The sequence below is a fragment of the Methylobacterium sp. Leaf94 genome (genome assembly GCF_001426045.1).
GTDB lineage: Bacteria > Pseudomonadota > Alphaproteobacteria > Rhizobiales > Beijerinckiaceae > Methylobacterium.
Map to the genome: position 1 here is coordinate 130,490 of NZ_LMRM01000063.1, position 15,873 is coordinate 146,362.

14 protein-coding genes are annotated in these 15,873 nt (G+C 74.4%); 6 read left to right on the top strand and 8 right to left on the bottom strand.

What is annotated here, in order from left to right; all coding sequences use genetic code 11:
- The first annotated feature begins 251 nt into the window (after positions 1-251).
- The gene (locus tag ASG63_RS22465; protein WP_056222237.1) at positions 252-776 is read left to right on the top strand and encodes a sigma-70 family RNA polymerase sigma factor; all 525 of its coding nucleotides are present in this window, start codon (positions 252-254) and stop codon (positions 774-776) included.
- A complete protein-coding gene (locus ASG63_RS22470) occupies positions 773-1,543 on the top strand; it encodes an anti-sigma factor (RefSeq protein WP_056222098.1) in 771 nt (256 codons plus the stop codon). The genes ASG63_RS22465 and ASG63_RS22470 overlap by 4 nt, the downstream gene beginning before the upstream one ends.
- Before the next feature lie 31 nt (positions 1,544-1,574).
- Here the strand turns inward: ASG63_RS22470 and ASG63_RS22475 are convergent, their stop codons facing one another.
- The 7 genes from ASG63_RS22475 to ASG63_RS22505 form a co-directional block, all read right to left on the bottom strand.
- Positions 1,575-3,806, bottom strand: a complete 2,232-nt coding sequence (locus ASG63_RS22475) for a xanthine dehydrogenase family protein molybdopterin-binding subunit (RefSeq protein WP_056222101.1) — start codon at positions 3,804-3,806, stop codon at positions 1,575-1,577.
- Entirely contained in the window at positions 3,799-4,872 is a 1,074-nt protein-coding gene (locus ASG63_RS22480; RefSeq protein ID WP_056222104.1) for an FAD binding domain-containing protein, read from the bottom strand. Before ASG63_RS22480 ends, ASG63_RS22475 begins: the two co-directional genes overlap by 8 nt.
- Positions 4,869-5,387: a (2Fe-2S)-binding protein gene (locus ASG63_RS22485; RefSeq protein ID WP_056222106.1), complete on the bottom strand. Its 519-nt coding sequence runs from the start codon at positions 5,385-5,387 to the stop codon at positions 4,869-4,871. The genes ASG63_RS22480 and ASG63_RS22485 overlap by 4 nt, the downstream gene beginning before the upstream one ends.
- Positions 5,388-5,462: 75 nt before the next feature.
- Positions 5,463-5,903, bottom strand: a complete 441-nt coding sequence (gene copM, locus ASG63_RS22490; protein ID WP_056222108.1) for a CopM family metallochaperone — start codon at positions 5,901-5,903, stop codon at positions 5,463-5,465.
- 20 nt (positions 5,904-5,923) lie between these two features.
- Entirely contained in the window at positions 5,924-9,055 is a 3,132-nt protein-coding gene (locus ASG63_RS22495; protein ID WP_056222112.1) for an efflux RND transporter permease subunit, read from the bottom strand.
- An 11-nt stretch (positions 9,056-9,066) separates the two neighbouring features.
- On the bottom strand, positions 9,067-10,812 hold the full coding sequence (locus ASG63_RS22500; protein WP_056222115.1) for an efflux RND transporter periplasmic adaptor subunit: 1,746 nt from the start codon (positions 10,810-10,812) through the stop codon (positions 9,067-9,069).
- Between the two features lie 94 nt (positions 10,813-10,906).
- Positions 10,907-11,335 carry a hypothetical protein gene (locus ASG63_RS22505; protein ID WP_156394311.1) on the bottom strand — a complete coding sequence of 143 codons (429 nt, stop codon included), beginning with the start codon at positions 11,333-11,335 and terminating at the stop codon, positions 10,907-10,909.
- Positions 11,336-11,570: 235 nt separating this feature from the next.
- Between ASG63_RS22505 and cobF the strand changes: the two genes are divergently transcribed.
- Together cobF and ASG63_RS22515 are read left to right on the top strand one after the other, a co-directional pair.
- Positions 11,571-12,341, top strand: coding sequence for a precorrin-6A synthase (deacetylating) (cobF, locus tag ASG63_RS22510; RefSeq protein WP_056222122.1), 771 nt, complete (start codon positions 11,571-11,573; stop codon positions 12,339-12,341).
- Between the two features lie 243 nt (positions 12,342-12,584).
- On the top strand, positions 12,585-13,862 hold the full coding sequence (locus tag ASG63_RS22515) for a hypothetical protein (RefSeq protein ID WP_056222126.1): 1,278 nt from the start codon (positions 12,585-12,587) through the stop codon (positions 13,860-13,862).
- A 33-nt stretch (positions 13,863-13,895) separates the two neighbouring features.
- Here the strand turns inward: ASG63_RS22515 and ASG63_RS22520 are convergent, their stop codons facing one another.
- A complete protein-coding gene (locus ASG63_RS22520) occupies positions 13,896-14,486 on the bottom strand; it encodes a PAS domain-containing protein (protein WP_244479754.1) in 591 nt (196 codons plus the stop codon).
- Positions 14,487-14,831: 345 nt separating this feature from the next.
- Between ASG63_RS22520 and ASG63_RS22525 the strand changes: the two genes are divergently transcribed.
- Both ASG63_RS22525 and ASG63_RS22530 read left to right on the top strand, forming a co-directional pair.
- Positions 14,832-15,470, top strand: a complete 639-nt coding sequence (locus ASG63_RS22525) for a ParA family protein (protein WP_056222129.1) — start codon at positions 14,832-14,834, stop codon at positions 15,468-15,470.
- Entirely contained in the window at positions 15,454-15,780 is a 327-nt protein-coding gene (locus tag ASG63_RS22530) for a ribbon-helix-helix domain-containing protein (protein WP_056222132.1), read from the top strand. Before ASG63_RS22525 ends, ASG63_RS22530 begins: the two co-directional genes overlap by 17 nt.
- Positions 15,781-15,873 lie beyond the last annotated feature (93 nt).

Here is a 15,873-nt window from a genome sequence, read left to right on the forward strand (position 1 = left end):
GCGCGCAGTCGCCTGCCCTACGCGTGCCGCTGACGCGCGCGCAGTGGCGCACCGGCGCCGCCTCGGTTAACCTGGGTTGAGACGGTGCCATCCGAAGCACCGTCGCCGGACCGATCCCGCGCGCGCCGGAGACAGAGGAAGCCCAGCCGTTGCGTGCAAGTCCCCTGCGTGACGGCCCCCCGCGTGGCGGTTCCCAGCCCGATGGTCCCTCGGCGGACGATCCGGCGCGCACCGATGCGGTCCTCGTCGATCTGATCGCCCGGATCGCCCGGCGCGACGAGGCCGCCCTGCGGACCCTCTATGATCGGACGGCCCCGAAACTTCTCGGCGTGGTCCTGCGTATCCAGTCCGATCGCGGCCTGGCCGAGGACGTGCTGCAGGACGTGTTCCTGCGCATCTGGCAGAAGGCCGCCACCTACAGCCCGGCGGCCGGACGGCCGCTGGCCTGGCTCTGCACCATCGCCCGCAACCGGGCGATCGACGGGGTGCGGCGGCGAAGCGAGACGCAGGGGCCGGTGACCGAGGACGGGGAGGATTGGGTGGAGCGGCTGGCCGACCCCCACGACAGCGAGGGCGCGATCCTCGGGCGCAACGCCCTCCAGGCCTGCCTCGGCCGGCTCGAGGCGCTGCACCGCGACTGCATCGTGCTGGCCTATTGCGAGGGCCAGTCCCGGGAGGATCTCGCCCTGCGCTACGACCGCCCCGTGAGCACCATCAAGACCTGGCTGCATCGCGGCCTCGCGACCCTGCGCGGCTGCCTGGACGGTGCCCCATGACCCCCGATCCGGAGGAGCGCGACCTGCGCCTGGCCGAGTACGTGCTCGGCACCCTGCCGCTGCCCGAGCGGGCGGCGGTGGATCTCGAGCTCGCCGTGGACCCCGCCGCCCGCGCGGCGCGCGACGCCTGGGAACGCCGCCTCGCGCCCCTCGCCCTCGGGGCACCCGAGGTCGTGCCGGGGCCGGAGGTCTGGCCGGCGATCGCCCGGCGGCTCGCCGCCGACGGGCCGCGTCCCGCCTCGCCGATCGACGTCCATCCGGGCGGCGATCTCGGACCCGCCGCCAACGACGACCGCATCGGCGCCCTGCAGGGCGCCCTGCGGCGCTGGCGCCTGACCGCCGGCACGGCGGCCGCCCTGGCGGCGGGGCTCGCCCTGTTCATCGCCGTCGGCGGGCCGCGCCCCGGCACCGGGCCGGGCGAGGGCGACGGGCGCTACGTGGCGGTGGTCAGCCGCGGCGGCGAGGCCCCGGCGCTCCTCGTCAGCATCGACACCCGGGCCGGGACCGCCCGGGTGCGCCCGGTGGGGGCGCAGGCCCCGGCGGGGCACAGTCTGGAACTCTGGTACGTCGGCGCCGGCGCGGCCCCGAAGACCCTCGGCCTCGTGGGCACCGACGCCAGGGTGCTGGACAAGGCGCTGGCCCTGCCGGCCGAGGCCGGCGCGCTGGCGGGCGGCACCTTCGCGGTCTCCGTCGAGCCGGCGGGTGGCTCGCCCACCGGCCAGCCGACCGGGCCGGTGGTCTATTCCGGCCCGCTGATCCGCGAATAGGCGGCGGGCCCGGGACGGCCGGCCCTGCGCCTCACCCCAGCAGCTTGTCCAGGGTGATCGGGATGTCGCGCACCCGCACGCCGGTGGCGTGCCAGACCGCGTTGGCGATGGCGCCGGCGGTGCCGGTGATGCCGATCTCGCCCACCCCCTTGATGCCCAGCGGGTTCACGTGCGGGTCGTGCTCCTCCACCAGGATCGCCTCCATGGCGGGCACGTCGGCGTTCACCGGGATGTGGTACTCGGCGAGATTCCCGTTCATCACCCGACCCGAGCGCGGGTCGAGCAACGCGTGCTCGTGCAGGGCCAGGGACACGCCCCAGATCATGCCGCCGTAATACTGGCTGCGCACGAGGTGCGGGTTGATGATCCGCCCGGCCGCGAAGGCGCCCACGAGGCGCGTCACCCGGATCTGGCCGAGGTCGGGGTCGACCTTCACCTCCGCGTAGACCGCCCCGTGCGCGTGCATCGCGTAGGTCTTTCGCGATGCGGGGTCGCCCGCGCCCTGTCCCTTGGCCTCGACGGAGGTCCTGCCGGCGCGGGCCAGGATCTCGCCGAAGGATTCGGAGCGGGCGGGGTCGTCCCGGCGGGCGAGGCGGCCGTCGGCGGCGGTGACGCCGGCATTGCCGGCGCCGTAGAGGGGCGAGGCGCGGTCGTTGACGGCGAGCTCCGCCAGGGCGGCGATGGCGCCCTGCGCGGCGTTGTCCACCGCCGTGCCGCTGGTGGCGGTGCCGGTGGAGCCGCCGGCCAGGCCGCCGTTGGGCAGGTTCGAATCGCCGATGCGCAGCTCGACTTGGGTAATCGGGAGGCCGAGCCCGTCGGCGCCGATCTGCGCCAGCACCGTCCAGGCGCCCTGGCCCATGTCCTGGGCGGCGGTCTCGATGAGACCCGTGCCGTCGGCCCGGATCGTGGCGCGGGCCTCGCCCTGCATCATCCCGGCCGGGTAGGTGGCGGTGCCGAGGCCCCAGCCGACCAGGAGCCCGTCGGCGTCGCGCATCTGGCGCGGCTGGCGCGGGCGGGCGGCCCAGCCGAAGCGCGCGGCTCCTTGGGCGTAGCATTCGCGCAGCGCCTTCGAGGAGAAGGGCCGATGGGTGATCGGCTCGACCTCCGCGTAGTTGCGCAGGCGGATCTCCAGGGGATCGAGGTCGAGCTCGAGGGCCAGCTCGTCCAGCGCACTCTCCACCGCGACGCTGCCCGAGGCCTCGCCGGGGGCCCGCATGAAGATCGGGGTGCCGATATCGGCCCGGGAGACCGCGTGCGTCGTGGCGATCGCGCCGGCCGCGTAGAGGTGGCGCGAGAGGATGCCGGAGGGCTCGACGAAGTCGTCGTGCCGGCTCGTCAGGGTCAGGGTGTGGTGGTCGAGGGCCGTGAGGGTGCCGTCCCGGGAGGCGCCGAGCTTCAGGGTCTGGCGCGTGGCGGCGCGGTGGCCGACCGGGCCGAACATCTGCTCGCGCCGGGTCACCAGCTTGACGGGGCGTCCCACGAGCTTCGCCGCCATGATGCCGAGGATCTGCGGCGCGGCGATGAAGCCCTTCGAGCCGAAGCCGCCGCCGAGATAGTGGCAGACCACGTGGATGTTCTCGGGCGGAATGCCGAACAGGCCGGCGAGCCGGCCCTTGGCGATCCAGAGCGCCTGGGTCGGCGTGTAGAGGGTCAGGCGGTCGCCGTCCCACGCGGCCACGCTGGCATGGGGCTCCAGGGCGTTGTGGTACTGCGCGGCCGTGTCGTAGGTCGCCTCGATCCGGGTCTCGGCCGCCGCCATGCCGGCGGCGAGGTCGCCCGAGCCCTCGTCGGTGGCCGAGCCGGCCCCGACGGTCTCGGGGCGGAAGATCTCGCCGGCCCCGAGGGCGACGCTGACGGGCTCCGAATCGTAGCGGGGCGCCAGCAGGGCCGCGCCCTCGGTGGCGGCCTCCAGCGTCTCGGCGATCACCACCGCGATCGGCTGGTTGGCGTAGCGCACGCCGTCATTCTGCAGGAGGTCGAGGCGGAAGGCGAAGGGATTGTCCTTCAGGTCCGGCGACTGGGCGAGCGCCGGGGCGTTCTGCGGCGTCATCACCGCGACGACGCCGGGATGGGCCTCCGCCGCCGCGACGTCGAGATGGGTGACCCGGCCGCGGGCGACCGCACTCACCGCCATCACCGCGTGGGCCAGGCCCTCGGGCCGGAAATCCGCGCTGTAGCGGGCCGCCCCGGTGATCTTGGCATGGCCGTCGCGCCGGGTGAGCGGCTGGCCGATGGAGGCGCCGTGGCGCTGACGCTCAGGCATGGGCGGGGGCTCCGGCCGAAGGGATGAGGGGATGGGGAGCGAAGGGACTGGCCGGCAGCGCGGGGACGCGGTCCGGGGTGCCGGCGGCCGCCAGGGTGAGCGCGCGGACCACGATGCGGCGGGCGAGCTCGATCTTGTAGGCGTTGTCGCCCGAGGGCCTGGCGTCGGCCAGCGCCGCCTCGGCCGCCTTCGCGAAGGTCTCGGGCGTGGGCGCCGCGCCGGCCAGCAGATCCTCTGCCGCCCGGGCGCGCCAGGGCTTCAGGGCGACGCTGCCGAGCGCGATGCGGGCCTGCCCGATCCGGTCCCCGTCCATCGCCAGACCCACCGCCGCCGACACCACCGCGAAGGCGTAGGAGGTACGCTCGCGGACCTTGAGGTAGCGGCTGTGCCCGGCGAAGGCCTCCGCCTCGGGGGGCAGGGTGACGGCGACGACGAGGTCGCCCGCTTCCAGAACGGTCTCGCGCTCCGGGTGATCGCCGGGCAGGCGGTGGAACGCCTCCAGGGGCACGGAGCGGGTGCCGCCGGCCCCCGCGATCTCGACGGTGGCGTCGAGGGCGGCGAGCGGCACGCAGAAGTCGGACGGGTGGGTGGCGATGCAGTGATCGCTCCAGCCGAGCACCGCGTGGCTCCGGGTGACGCCGCCCAGCGCCGCGCAGCCGGCGCCGGGGTCGCGCTTGTTGCAGGCGCTGGCGGTGTCGTAGAAATACTGGCAGCGGGTCCGCTGCAGCACGTTCCCGGCGGTGGTGGCGGCGTTGCGGAGCTGGCCCGAGGCGCCCGAGAGCAGGGCTTCCGCCAGGGCCGGGTAGCGCCGGGCGATGGTCGCGTCGTGCGCCAGGGCCGCGTTGCGCACCAGGGCGCCGATCCGGGTCGACCCGTCGGCGCCGCGCTCGATGCGGTCGAGGCCGGGCAGGCGGGTGACGTCGACGAGGGTGTCGGGCCGGCTGATCCCGCCCTTCATCAGGTCGACGAGGTTGGTGCCGGCGGCGAGATAGGCCGCCCCCGGCCGGGCGGCGGCCGCCACCGCCTCGGCGACGCTGGTGGCGCGGATGTAGTCGAAGACCTTCACGCCGCATCCTCCGCGAGCTGGCGGCCGGGCAGGACGTCCGGCCCGCTCATCGCCGCATGGGCGGTGAGCACGGCTTGCGTGATGCCCGCATAGGCGCCGCAGCGGCAGAGATTCCCGCTCATGCCCTCGCGCACCCGCTCGGGGTCGCCCCCGGTCTGGCCCTCCTGGATCAGCCCGACCGCGCCGAGGATCTGGCCCGGGGTGCAGAAGCCGCACTGGAAGCCGTCATGCTCCAGGAAGGCGGCCTGGACCGGGTGCAGGGCGTCGCCCGCGGCGAGGCCCTCGATGGTGGTGATCGAGGCCCCGTCGTGGCTGACGGCGAGCGCCAGGCACGCATTCACCCGGACGCCGTCGAGGAGGATGGTGCAGGCCCCGCACTGGCCCCGGTCGCAGCCCTTCTTGGCCCCGGTGAGGTCGAGGCGCTCGCGCAACAGGTCGAGGAGGGTGACGCGCGCATCCTCCAGGACGACGCTGCGGCGCACGCCGTTCACGGTCAGCGTGATGGGAAAGCTCATGCGGGGGACACCTCCGGCCGGCTTGTCTGGAAAGGCTCCAGATAGAACCGGCGCGGTGCCCGACCAGGGGGGGCTTCAGCGCGCGGCGGCCTTCGCCTCCGCCTCCTTGCGCGCCAGGATGGCCCGCATCTGCGCGATCTCGGTGTCCTGCGCCGTGACGATGCGCTCGGCGAGCGCCCGGACCTCCGGGTCCTTCGAGTATTGCAGGGCGACCCGGGCCATGGCGATGGCGCCGGCATGGTGCGGGATCATGCCGGCGGCGAAATCGCGGTCGACATCGCCGGAATAGCGGATCTCCATGTCGCCGTGCATGCGCATGGCGGCCTCCTGGAACGCCCTGGTGGAGGGGGATGCGCCGGCCTTCGCCGCGCCGGCGGGTTTTTCCGCGTGCGGGTGGCCCGGCGTGGCGTGGCCGTGGTCGTGGCCATCCCCCGCGGGGTGATCCTCATGGGCCGGGGCGGCGCCCGTCAGGGCGAAGAGGGCGAGGGTGGCGAGGACGGCGGCGGCGGTCTTCATGGGGGTCGGTCTCCGGGAGATCAGAACAGGGCCGGGGCGGGGGCGCCCGCGGCCGGCGCCGAGGCAGGGCCTTGCGCCGCCTGGAGGCGGGCGAAGGCGCCCCGGCCGAAGCGCAGGACGAGGACGGGGGTGAGCACCGCGTCGAGGAGGGTGGCGCTGAAGAGGCCGCCGAAGATCGTGACCGCGACGGGGTGGAGGATCTCCTTGCCGGGCGCCGTGCCGTCGACGAGGAGGGGCACCAGGGCGATGCCGGCGGCCAGCGCTGTCATCAGGACGGGCACCAGCCGCTCGTTGCTGGCCCGCAGCACCAGGGCCGGCCCGAAGGGCAGGCCCTCGGCGATGCCGAGGTTGAGGATGTGGCTGATCTTCAGGATGCCGTTGCGGGCGACGATGCCGGTGAGCGTCACGAAGCCGATCATCGAGGCCACCGAGAGGGGCAGCCCGGCGAGGAAGAGCGCCGCGACGCTGCCGATGAGGGCGAGCGGCACGTTGCCCATGACGATGAGGGCGAGCACGCCGGAGCGGTAGCGGCTCGCCAGCAGGGCGAAGACCAGGGCCAGCGAGACGAGGCTGAGGAGCCCGATGGTGCGGGTCGCCTCCCCCTGCGCCTGGAACGCGCCCTCCAGGCTCGCGGTGATGCCCTGGGGGAGCGTCGTGCGCGCCAGCGTGTCGGCCATGGCGGCGGCCACCGCCGCGCCGTCCGCGCCCGCCTGGGTGTTGGCCTGCACGACCAGCCTGCGCCGGCCGTTCTCGCGAAGAATCTGGTTGGGGCCGTCGCGCTCGGTGATATCGGCCAGCGCATGGGCCGGCACCCAGCCGGTGGGCGTCTCGATGAGGAGTTCGCGGAGTGCCGCCACCGAGCGGCCGGATTCCGGCAGGCGCAGGGTGACGTCGTAGCGGCGCAGGCCGTCCACCAGGGTCGAGACCACCCGACCGTTGGCCAGCCGGCTCACCGCCTCGACCACGGCGCCGGGGGCGATGCCGTAGAGGGCGGCGCGTCCGGAATCGACCCGGACCTCGAGCTGCGGGATCCGGACCTGCTTCTCGATGGACAGGTCGGCGATGCCGGGGATCGTCTCGAACGCGGTCGTGAGGGCTTCGGCCGTGCGGCGCAGGCCGTCGAGGTCCTCGCCGAACAGCTTGAGGGCGATCTCGGCCCGGACGCCCGAGAGCATGTGGTCGAGGCGGTGCGAGATCGGCTGGCCGACATTGAGCGAGACCGGCAGCACGCCCAGGCGCGCCCGCAGATCCGCCACGATGGCCGCGCGCGGCCGCCCGCCGGGCTTCATCGCGATCTCCAGGTCCGTGGAGTGGACGCCCTCGGCATGCTCGTCGAGCTCGGCCCGGCCGGTGCGGCGCCCGACCCGGTCCACCTCCGGGATGTCGAGGACCAGACCTTCGGCGATGGCGCCGATCCGGCTCGATTCGGCGAGGGAGATGCCCGGCGTGAAGGCGAGGTTGACGGTGAACGAGCCCTCGTTGAAGGCCGGCAGGAAGGCCCGCGGCAGCGTGGTGGCGGCGAAGGCCGCCGCACCGACGCCGAGCACGGCCGCCGCCATCACGGCGCGCGGGTGACCGAAGGCGAACGCGACGAGGCGGCCGTTGCCGGCCTTGAGACCGCGGATCAGCCGGCCCTCCGGCGCCTCCAGGGTCTTCAGGCCGGGGAGCAGCCAGGAGGCGAGGGCGGGTGTCAGGGTGAGCGAGACGAGCAGGCTCGACAGGATCGCGATGATGTAGGCCTGCCCCAGGGGGGCGAAGAGCCGGCCCTCGATGCCCGACAGGGCGAAGAGCGGCACGAAGACGAGGCAGATGATCACGGTCGCGTAGACGATGCCGGAGCGGACCTCGTTGGAGGCCGCCACGATCACCGCGAAGGCCGTGCGGGGCGCGCCCTCGTGACGGTTCTCGCGCAGGCGCCGCAGGATGTTCTCGACATCCACCACCGCGTCGTCGACGAGCTCGCCGATGGCGATGGCGAGGCCGCCCAGCGTCATCGTGTTGATGGACAGCCCGAGCGCGGAGAAGATCGCCGCCGTGGCGAGGATCGAGACCGGGATCGCCGTGAGCGAGATGAGGGTGGTGCGCGCGTTCATCAGGAAGGCGAACAGCACCAAAGCCACCACGGCGACGGCCTCGAGCAGCACCTGAACCACGTTGTGCAGGGAGGTCTCGATGAAATCCGCCTGCCGGAACAGCACCTTGTCGGCCTGGATCCCGGGCGGCAGGCTGGGGCCGAGCTGGGCCAGCGCCTCTTCCACGGTCTTCGTCAGCCGCACCGTATCGACGCCCGGCTGCTTCTCCACCGAGACGATGACGGCGGGCTTGCCCAGGTAACCGCCATCGCCGCGCCGGGGCCGGGGGGCGAAATCCACCTCCGCCACCTGCCGCAGGTAGACCGGACCCGCGGGCGTGCCCACCACGAGGTTGCGCAGGTCGTCGAGGTCGATGGTCCGGCCGATGGCGCGGATCAGCACCTCGCGGGCCCCCGCATCGGTGAAGCCGCCGCCCGCATTGGTGCCGAAGCCCTCCAGGGCCTGGGTCAGGCTGGCATGGGTGACGCCCAGGGCCCGCATGGCGGCGGGGTTCGGCGCCACCCGGAACTGGCGCACCGCGCCGCCGATCGGGATGACCTGCGCCACGCCCGGAATGGACAGGAGGCGCGGCCGGATGGTGAAGTCGGCGGTCTCGCGCAGTTGCATCGGGCTCGCGGTCTCGGAGGTCACCGCCACCAGCAGGATGCCGCCCATGATCGACGAGACCGGCCCCATCTGGGGCATCACGTCGGCGGGGAGCTCCGAGCGGGCCAGCGCCAGGCGCTCGGCCACGAACTGGCGCGCCCGGTAGAGGTCGGCGTCCCAGGCGAACTCGACGGTGACGATGGACAGGCCGATGCCCGAGACCGAGCGCACCCGGGTGACGCCGGGCAGGCCGTTCATCCGGGTCTCGATCGGGTAGCTGACGCGCTGCTCGACCTCCGGGGGCGCGAGCCCTTCCGCCTCCGTCATCACCGTGACGGTGGGCCGGTTGAGGTCCGGCAGCACGTCGACGGGCAGGCGGGTCAGGGCGAGGAGCCCGGTCAGCACCAGGGCGGCGGCCAGCGCCAGCACGAGCAGGCGGTTGCGCAGGGACTGCGCGACGATGGTCTCGAACATCGGGCCTCTCCTCAGCGGATCTGGTCGAGGAGCTCGGCGCCCTGGACGACGACGCGGCGCCCGGCCGCGATCCCGTCCTCCACCAGCATCCGGTCGGCATCCAGCGGCGCCACCCGCACCGGGCGGCCGAGGAAGCGCTCGGCGCTGACGTGCTCGTAGACGAGGCTGCCGCCCTCCGCCCGCACGACGCCGGAGCGCGCCACCGGCAGGCCGGGGCGGGCCGGGCCGACGGGGGCCAGCACGGTGACGAACTGGCCCAGGCGCAGGCCCTTCGCCTCGCCCTCCACCGCGAACTGGACCGGCACCGCCTGGTTGCGGTCCGCGAGCCCCGTGCCGCGATAGGCGAGCTGCAGGGTGCCGCCGTCGCCCAGGCGCGCGGTGGCCCGGCTGCCCTCGGCCAGCGCCTCGAAGCTCAGGGCCTCGACCCAGAGCTTGCCCGGATCGACGATGCGGTAGACCACGGTGCCGGGGGCCGCCATGGCGCCCGCCACCGCGTTCGCCTCGGCGATGACGCCGTCGACGGGGGCGACGAGGGATTCGGGCTCGCGCCGGATGGCGTCGAGGGCGGCGCGGCGGTCCCGCAGGCCGCCGAGTTCCGAGCGGGCGTCGTCGAGCTGGGTCTGCGCCACCGCGCCGGTGGTGGAGAGCCGCTCGAAGCGCCCGACCCGGCGCTCCAGGATGGCGATCTGCTGGTCGAGCTCGCCCTGGCGCTGGCGCATGTCGGAGACGTCCACCGCCTGGACCGGCGGCGTCACGGTGGCGAGCACCTCGCCGCGCGTCACCCGGGTGCCGAGGCGGGGAAAGCCCCGCTCCGGCGGCGCCAGCCGGCCGCCGACGGAGGATTGCACCACGCCGCTGGCATTCGGGTCGGGGATGATCCGGCCCGGCAACGCGACGCTCCGGGTGACGGAGGCTTGCGCCGTCAGGCCGGTGCGCAGGGCCAGCAGCCGCTGCAGCGACTTCGGCACGAAGACCGAGCCGTCGGGCAGGCGGCGCGCCCGCTCCATCAGGGTGCCGCCGGTGAGCGCCGCCGGGGTGACGGGCGGCTGCGTCTGGTCGGGGCCGTGGCCCTCGTGCGCCTGCGCCGCGCCGCCGAGGAACAGGGCGAGCACCAGCGTCGCCCCGACGGCGAGGAGGACGGCCAGGATCACGGCCAGAGACTGGCCCGCGCGGCGCCGGAGCGCCAGGGCGAACGCCCCGAGCCCCATCAGGAAGCCGCCGGCCGCCAGCGCCGCCGGGCTCTGCCGCGCGAGGCGATCGGCCAGGGCCGTGGCCGAGGCGGCGGCGCCCGAGGCCGAAGGTCCGGCGGTCGGGGCCGCGATCGGGGTGGGCAGATGGAGATCGAGGTCGAGGAGGTCGGTGCGGCCCTCGGCCGAGACGCCGACGACGAGGTCGTGGTCGGTCCCGGCCGCGAGCCAGGGCGCCGCGAGGCGGTAGGTGCCGGGCGCGGTCTCGGCGGCCTTGCGCCGGCCCTCGGGCGTCATCACGGCGACGCCCGCCTCCGGGACGGGGGCGTTGGTGGCGAAGGCGTCGAGGTAGAGCACGAGATCGGTGCCCTGCACCACGGCGACGAGCTCGAAGCGCTCGGAGACGGCCTCCGCCCGCGGGGCCGTCGCGGCCGGAGCCGGCGGCGCGTCCGCACCATGATCGTGGCCCTCATGGGCGAGGGCGGCCCCGGACAGGACGGGCAGGGCGGGGAGCGCGAGGGCGACGAGGAGGGCGAGCGCGCGCAGGGCGGCCGCGAGGCAACGGAACATGGACCGGGAGTCTTTCGCCGAGGAGCACGGAACGGCGTCCCGGCCGCGAGCCTCCATCGGGAGTCTCGCGGGCCTCATGGGACGCGCGGCAGCGTCAGGCGTCGAATCGAGGCGGTTCGGGGAGGGTTTCCGGGACGATGTCCGTCCGGGCGGGGAGGGCGCGTGCCAGGGCGCGGTCGCCGGGCCCGCGCGGGCCGGCCCCGGCGTCGCTGTCCGGGGCGAGCCCGGCCCCGGTGCAGCAGGCGTTCGAGCTGCGGCAGCCGGCATGGCCGCAGAGGCCGTCGCAGGCGCCGGTGCTCAGCGCCTTGATCGGGGCGGCGGCCAGCACCACGCGGGTCCGGATCGCGGCCCGCGGCAGGAGGATCCGGTCTTCGCCGCCGAGCCGGGTTTCCGCCGAGACGGCGGGGGAGGGGGCGGTCGCGGTCACACCCGCGGCGTGCGGATGGCCCGCATGGGCTTCGGCGCCGGACGGCATGAGGCCGACGGCGATCAGCACGATCACCGCCGCGAGCCAGAGTGCCATGTGCCGGACGCGCATCATATCAACGACAGACATAGCACACCGCGCCGGGCGACGACAGGCCGGTTTTCGCGCAGGGCGTGCCCGCGGGCACCCCGGCTCGACCTAAGAGGCTGGGAACGCACGGGGTTTCTCGCGGCACCGGTTCCCCTGCCCCGCCGCATGCTCTAAGCGGGCGACCCGGAGGCTCCGCCTTCGGGCGGCACCGCCTGCAGGCGGCAGCGGAGGACGGCGCGCGATGAGAACTCTCCTGGTGATCGGGATCGGCACCGGCAACCCCGAGCACATGACGATCCAGGCGATCCGCGCCCTCAACACCGCCGACGTGGTCTTCGCCCTCGACAAGGGCCGCGCGAAGGCCGACCTCGTCGACCTGCGCCGGGAGATCTGCAGCCGGTATCTCACGGACAGGCCCTACCGCTTCGTCGAGGCCCAGGATCCCGAGCGCGACCGCAATCCGTCCGATTACGGAGCCACCGTCGAGGCCTGGCACGCCGCGCGCGCGGCGCTCTACGAGGCGATGATCGCGACGGAACTCGGCCCGGAGGGCTGCGGCGCCATCCTGGTCTGGGGCGATCCCTCCCTCTACGACAGCACGCTCCGCATCCTCGACCGCATCCGGGCGCGCCGAACCCTGGACCTCGCGGTCCGGGTGATCCCGGGCATCACCAGCGTCCAGGCGCTCGCGGCCGGCCACCGCATCCCCCTCAACCGCATCGGCGGCCCGATCACCATCACCACCGGCCGGCAGATCGCCGGCGGCCTGCCCGCGGGCAGCGACGCCACCGTGGTGATGCTCGACGGCCGGCCCCGCTTCGACCATCTCGACCCGGACCTGACCATCTACTGGGGCGCCTTCCTCGGGACCGCCGACGAGATCCTGGTCTCGGGCCGCCTCGGCGACGTGGCCGACGAGATCGGCGCCGTCCGCGCGGCCGCCCGCGCCCGGCACGGCTGGATCATGGACACCTATCTCCTGCGCCCGCCCGAGCCGGCCAGCGCGGACTGAGACCGCCTGCGACATGGTCGCCCATCCGCCGGAAGGATCCTCCGGCCTCCTGCCCGACCGACAGGGGATTCTCCCGCGTCGCCGCAGGGACACATCAACAAAAATCCCTTTCCTCCAAAGCTGGCGCGACCCGTGACTGTCTGAGACTTGGCCGGGTGTTTGCACGAGACTTCGCCGGGCCAATAATCGTCCGATCCGGCCGCGACGACGACTGTCGCGGGCCAGGATCGGGAGGGCTTGCGGATGGCGGCGCACGGGGTTCGGGCGGACGGGTTCGGAGGGCAGGGGCGCGCGCGGACGCTCTGTGCGGTGCTGGTCGCCGGGGTCGCCTGCGCCGTCCTGGCGGCCGCCGGGGCGCTTCCCGCCCTCGGCGCGGCCTACGCCGCCCTGTCCCTGCACCTGGAGGACCGCTTCCACACGCAGGAGCCCGGGCCCCCGGCGCGCATCGCCCTCGGGCCGGAGGGGCGCGACATCCGGTTCGCCGGGGCGATCGGGGCCGGGACGGCCGCGCGCCTCGCAGCCCTGCTGGCGATCCATCCGGAGGTGACGCGCATCCATCTCACCAGCGAGGGCGGCCTCGTGGAGGAGGCGACGGCGATCGGCGACCTCATCGCCGCCCGGGGCCTTGCCACCTACGTGCCGGACTATTGCGTCTCCGCCTGCACCCTGGCCTTCGTGCGCGGGGCCGAGCGCTACCTCGTGACGGACGGCCGCCTCGGCTTCCATGCCCCCTACGATCCCGGCCTGTTCGGCCAGGTGGTGCAGGCCGACGCCTCGGCCGAGCGGGCGGCCTACCTGGCCGCCGGCGTCGACCCGGCCTTCGCCGCCGAGGCCCTCGCCGTGGCCTCCGACAGCCTGTGGATCCCCGAGCCCGCCCGCCTGATCCGGGCGCGGGTCGCCACCGCGCTGGTCGACACCGACCGCTTCCCCGATTCCACCCTCGACGACGATCCGAGTTCCGCCGGCGCCCGGGCGGCGATCCTGGGCGCGCTGCCGCTCCTCGGCGCCCTCGCGGGGCGGGGCGCCCTCGCGGGGCGGGGCGACGTCCTCGACGCGCTGGCGGCCGCCTATCTCGACGGCTACCGGGCCGGCCTGCCCGAGGGCGCGGCCCTGGACCGCCTGCGGGCGGGGGCCGCGCGCGCCATCGCCCGTATCCTGCGCGGCGCCGACGACGCCACCTGGGTCGCCACCGGCCGCGTTCTCCTGCGGGCGATGCGCCGGGCCGACCCGCAGGTCTGCCTCAGCATCGGCGGAGCGGGCAACCTCCTGGCGGCGCAGGACATCCTGGACGACGATGCGGCCGCGACCGTGCTCGCCCGGGCGGCCGGGCAGGGGGCGGGCGCGGCGATGGCCGCGCCCGCTGCCGAGCCCGCGCGCACGACGCGCATCGCCCGGGACTGCGCCGGCCTGATCGCGGCCTACGCCGAGGCCCTGGCACGGCCCGGAGCCGGGCCGATCCTGCGGGAGCTCGCGAGCCACCGGGGCCACCCGACGCGGGAGGCCACGGCCCTGCCCCGCTGATCCGGGCCCTTCGTCTCATCCGGGCTCTTCGTGTCAGTGCCGCTGGCCGTCCGGACTGTCCCGGAGGTGGCGGGCGAGCTCGAGGCCGATCTCCACCATCAGGCGATCGAGGAGCCGCGACAGGCCGGGCCGGGCGAGATCGTCGGCGAGGCCGCGCAGGGCGATGGCGTGTTCGGCCATCCGGTTCACCGCATGCTGGTCTCGGGGGCCGTCCGCGCGGTCCTCGGCCAGGTCGAGGACGATGCCGCGCGCCCGCGCCGGGGTCCCCGCGGCGTCGGCCTCGATGCGTCCGCGCAGGTCCAGCCGGCGCAGGTCCAGCCGGCGCGGGCCGCGGGTGCGGAAGGCCACCGCGAAGGCGCCGCCCCGGGCGATCGCCGCGTGGAGGGCGTTGTCGACCCGCGCCCGGTCCGCGTCGTGGATGCGGGCGAGGAAGCGCGCCAGCGGCACGCCCCGCGCGCCCGCCTCCGGCGGCCACCCGACGGCCCGGGCCACCGGGGCCGAGACGACGAGGCGGTCCGCCCAGATGTCGTGCACCCAGGCGCCGACCACGCCCGAGGCGGCGAGGGCCGCCCGCAGGCCCCCGGGAATGTCGGCCTCCGACTCCGGCGGCGGGGATCGCATCATGGGTCTCCTCACCGGCAGGAGCGGATCCGCGCAGACGACCTGAGGTTGCCTGATCGGCCGCACAGAGCGCTGGGCGTGCAGCACCCTAGAGCGGAAGATTCGCTGCGAAAAGGGTCCCAGGCCGAATTCCACGCGAGACCGGCAACCTGAAATTGCCTGTCCACATCTCCGCCGCCGCGCCGGGCTTAACCGTTGGTTAACCATGATCGGCGACATCCGGGATCGCAGCATCCTTGGGTCACAGGACGGAAGGCCACCGCCCCGTCCACCGGCGATCCAGACTGCCGGATCCGTCCGCCCCCAACCGTCACCCGAACTCGTCGACGCTCGCGAAGGGATGCCAGGATGAAAGCCATCACGTTCGTCACCCAGAAGGGGGGCAGCGGCAAGAGCACGCTCTGCATCTCCCTGGCGGTCGCCGCCCAGGAGCGCGGCCTCTCGGTCTGCATCCTCGAGATGGACCGCCAGGCCACGATCAGCGACTGGCTCGACCATCGCACCGCCGAGGGCCCGGAAGTGGCGCAGATCGACGCGACGCAGATCGAGGGCGTGATGGCCCAGCTGCGCGACTCCGCCTACGACTACGTCTTCATCGACACCCCCGGCGTCGATTCCGCCGGCACCCTCTCGGCGATCCGCGCGGCCGATCTCTGCGTCATCCCGTGCCGCCCGACCCCGGCGGACCTGCGCGCCTTCAAGCCGACGCTCGCGGCGATCTACCGGCTGGAGAAGAAGTTCGCCTTCGTGCTGAACCAGACCCCGCCCCGCTCCTACCGCATCCGCGATGCCGCCGACGGCCTCGCCGTGCTCGGCATCCTGCCGGACGTGAACATCGTCGCCCGCACCGATCACCAGGACGCCATCGGCGTCGGCCAGGGCGTCACCGAGTTCAATCCGAAGGGCCAGGCCGCCTCCGAGGTGCGCAAGCTCTGGAGCTGGATCGAGAAGCGCATGCAGGTGAGCAAGCATGCCAAAGCCGCCTAAGCTGAGTCTCGCCTCCATCGTTGCCGCCTCGACCCCGCCGGGCAAGTCCCACCAGGGCCCCCAGCAGACCGCCGAAATCGTCCAGCTCGACACCGGCGCGCCCCCGCTGCGGCGCCCCACCGCCACCCTGAAGCAGCGCGCCCGTCAGATGTCGGTCTACCTGGAGCCGCCGGTCTACGATCAGCTGCGCGACATCGCCCATGCGGAGCGGGCCAAGATGCACGGCCTGATGCTCGAGGCCCTGGATCTGCTGTTCAAGCAGCGCGGCGCCCGCTCCATCGACCAGCTCAACGAGCCGGACGGGCGCTGAGCACGAAAGAAGAGCCCCAGCAAGAGCTTGCCGGGGCTTTCCGATGTTTCGGATCAGCCTTGTGCGGTGCGTGACGGCCCGCGGCCGCGATCG

Bases quoted from the DNA above. Each gene is read 5' to 3' on its own strand.
- ASG63_RS22470 (WP_056222098.1), top strand. From the start codon at position 773: ATGACCCCCGATCCGGAGGAGCGCGACCTGCGCCTGGCCGAGTACGTG.
- ASG63_RS22475 (WP_056222101.1), bottom strand. From the start codon at position 3,806: ATGCCTGAGCGTCAGCGCCACGGCGCCTCCATCGGCCAGCCGCTCACC.
- ASG63_RS22485 (WP_056222106.1), bottom strand. From the start codon at position 5,387: ATGAGCTTTCCCATCACGCTGACCGTGAACGGCGTGCGCCGCAGCGTC.
- copM (WP_056222108.1), bottom strand. From the start codon at position 5,903: ATGAAGACCGCCGCCGCCGTCCTCGCCACCCTCGCCCTCTTCGCCCTG.
- ASG63_RS22495 (WP_056222112.1), bottom strand. From the start codon at position 9,055: ATGTTCGAGACCATCGTCGCGCAGTCCCTGCGCAACCGCCTGCTCGTG.
- ASG63_RS22500 (WP_056222115.1), bottom strand. From the start codon at position 10,812: ATGTTCCGTTGCCTCGCGGCCGCCCTGCGCGCGCTCGCCCTCCTCGTC.
- ASG63_RS22505 (WP_156394311.1), bottom strand. From the start codon at position 11,335: ATGGCACTCTGGCTCGCGGCGGTGATCGTGCTGATCGCCGTCGGCCTC.
- cobF (WP_056222122.1), top strand. From the start codon at position 11,571: ATGAGAACTCTCCTGGTGATCGGGATCGGCACCGGCAACCCCGAGCAC.
- ASG63_RS22515 (WP_056222126.1), top strand. From the start codon at position 12,585: ATGGCGGCGCACGGGGTTCGGGCGGACGGGTTCGGAGGGCAGGGGCGC.
- ASG63_RS22520 (WP_244479754.1), bottom strand. From the start codon at position 14,486: ATGATGCGATCCCCGCCGCCGGAGTCGGAGGCCGACATTCCCGGGGGC.
- ASG63_RS22525 (WP_056222129.1), top strand. From the start codon at position 14,832: ATGAAAGCCATCACGTTCGTCACCCAGAAGGGGGGCAGCGGCAAGAGC.
- ASG63_RS22530 (WP_056222132.1), top strand. From the start codon at position 15,454: ATGCCAAAGCCGCCTAAGCTGAGTCTCGCCTCCATCGTTGCCGCCTCG.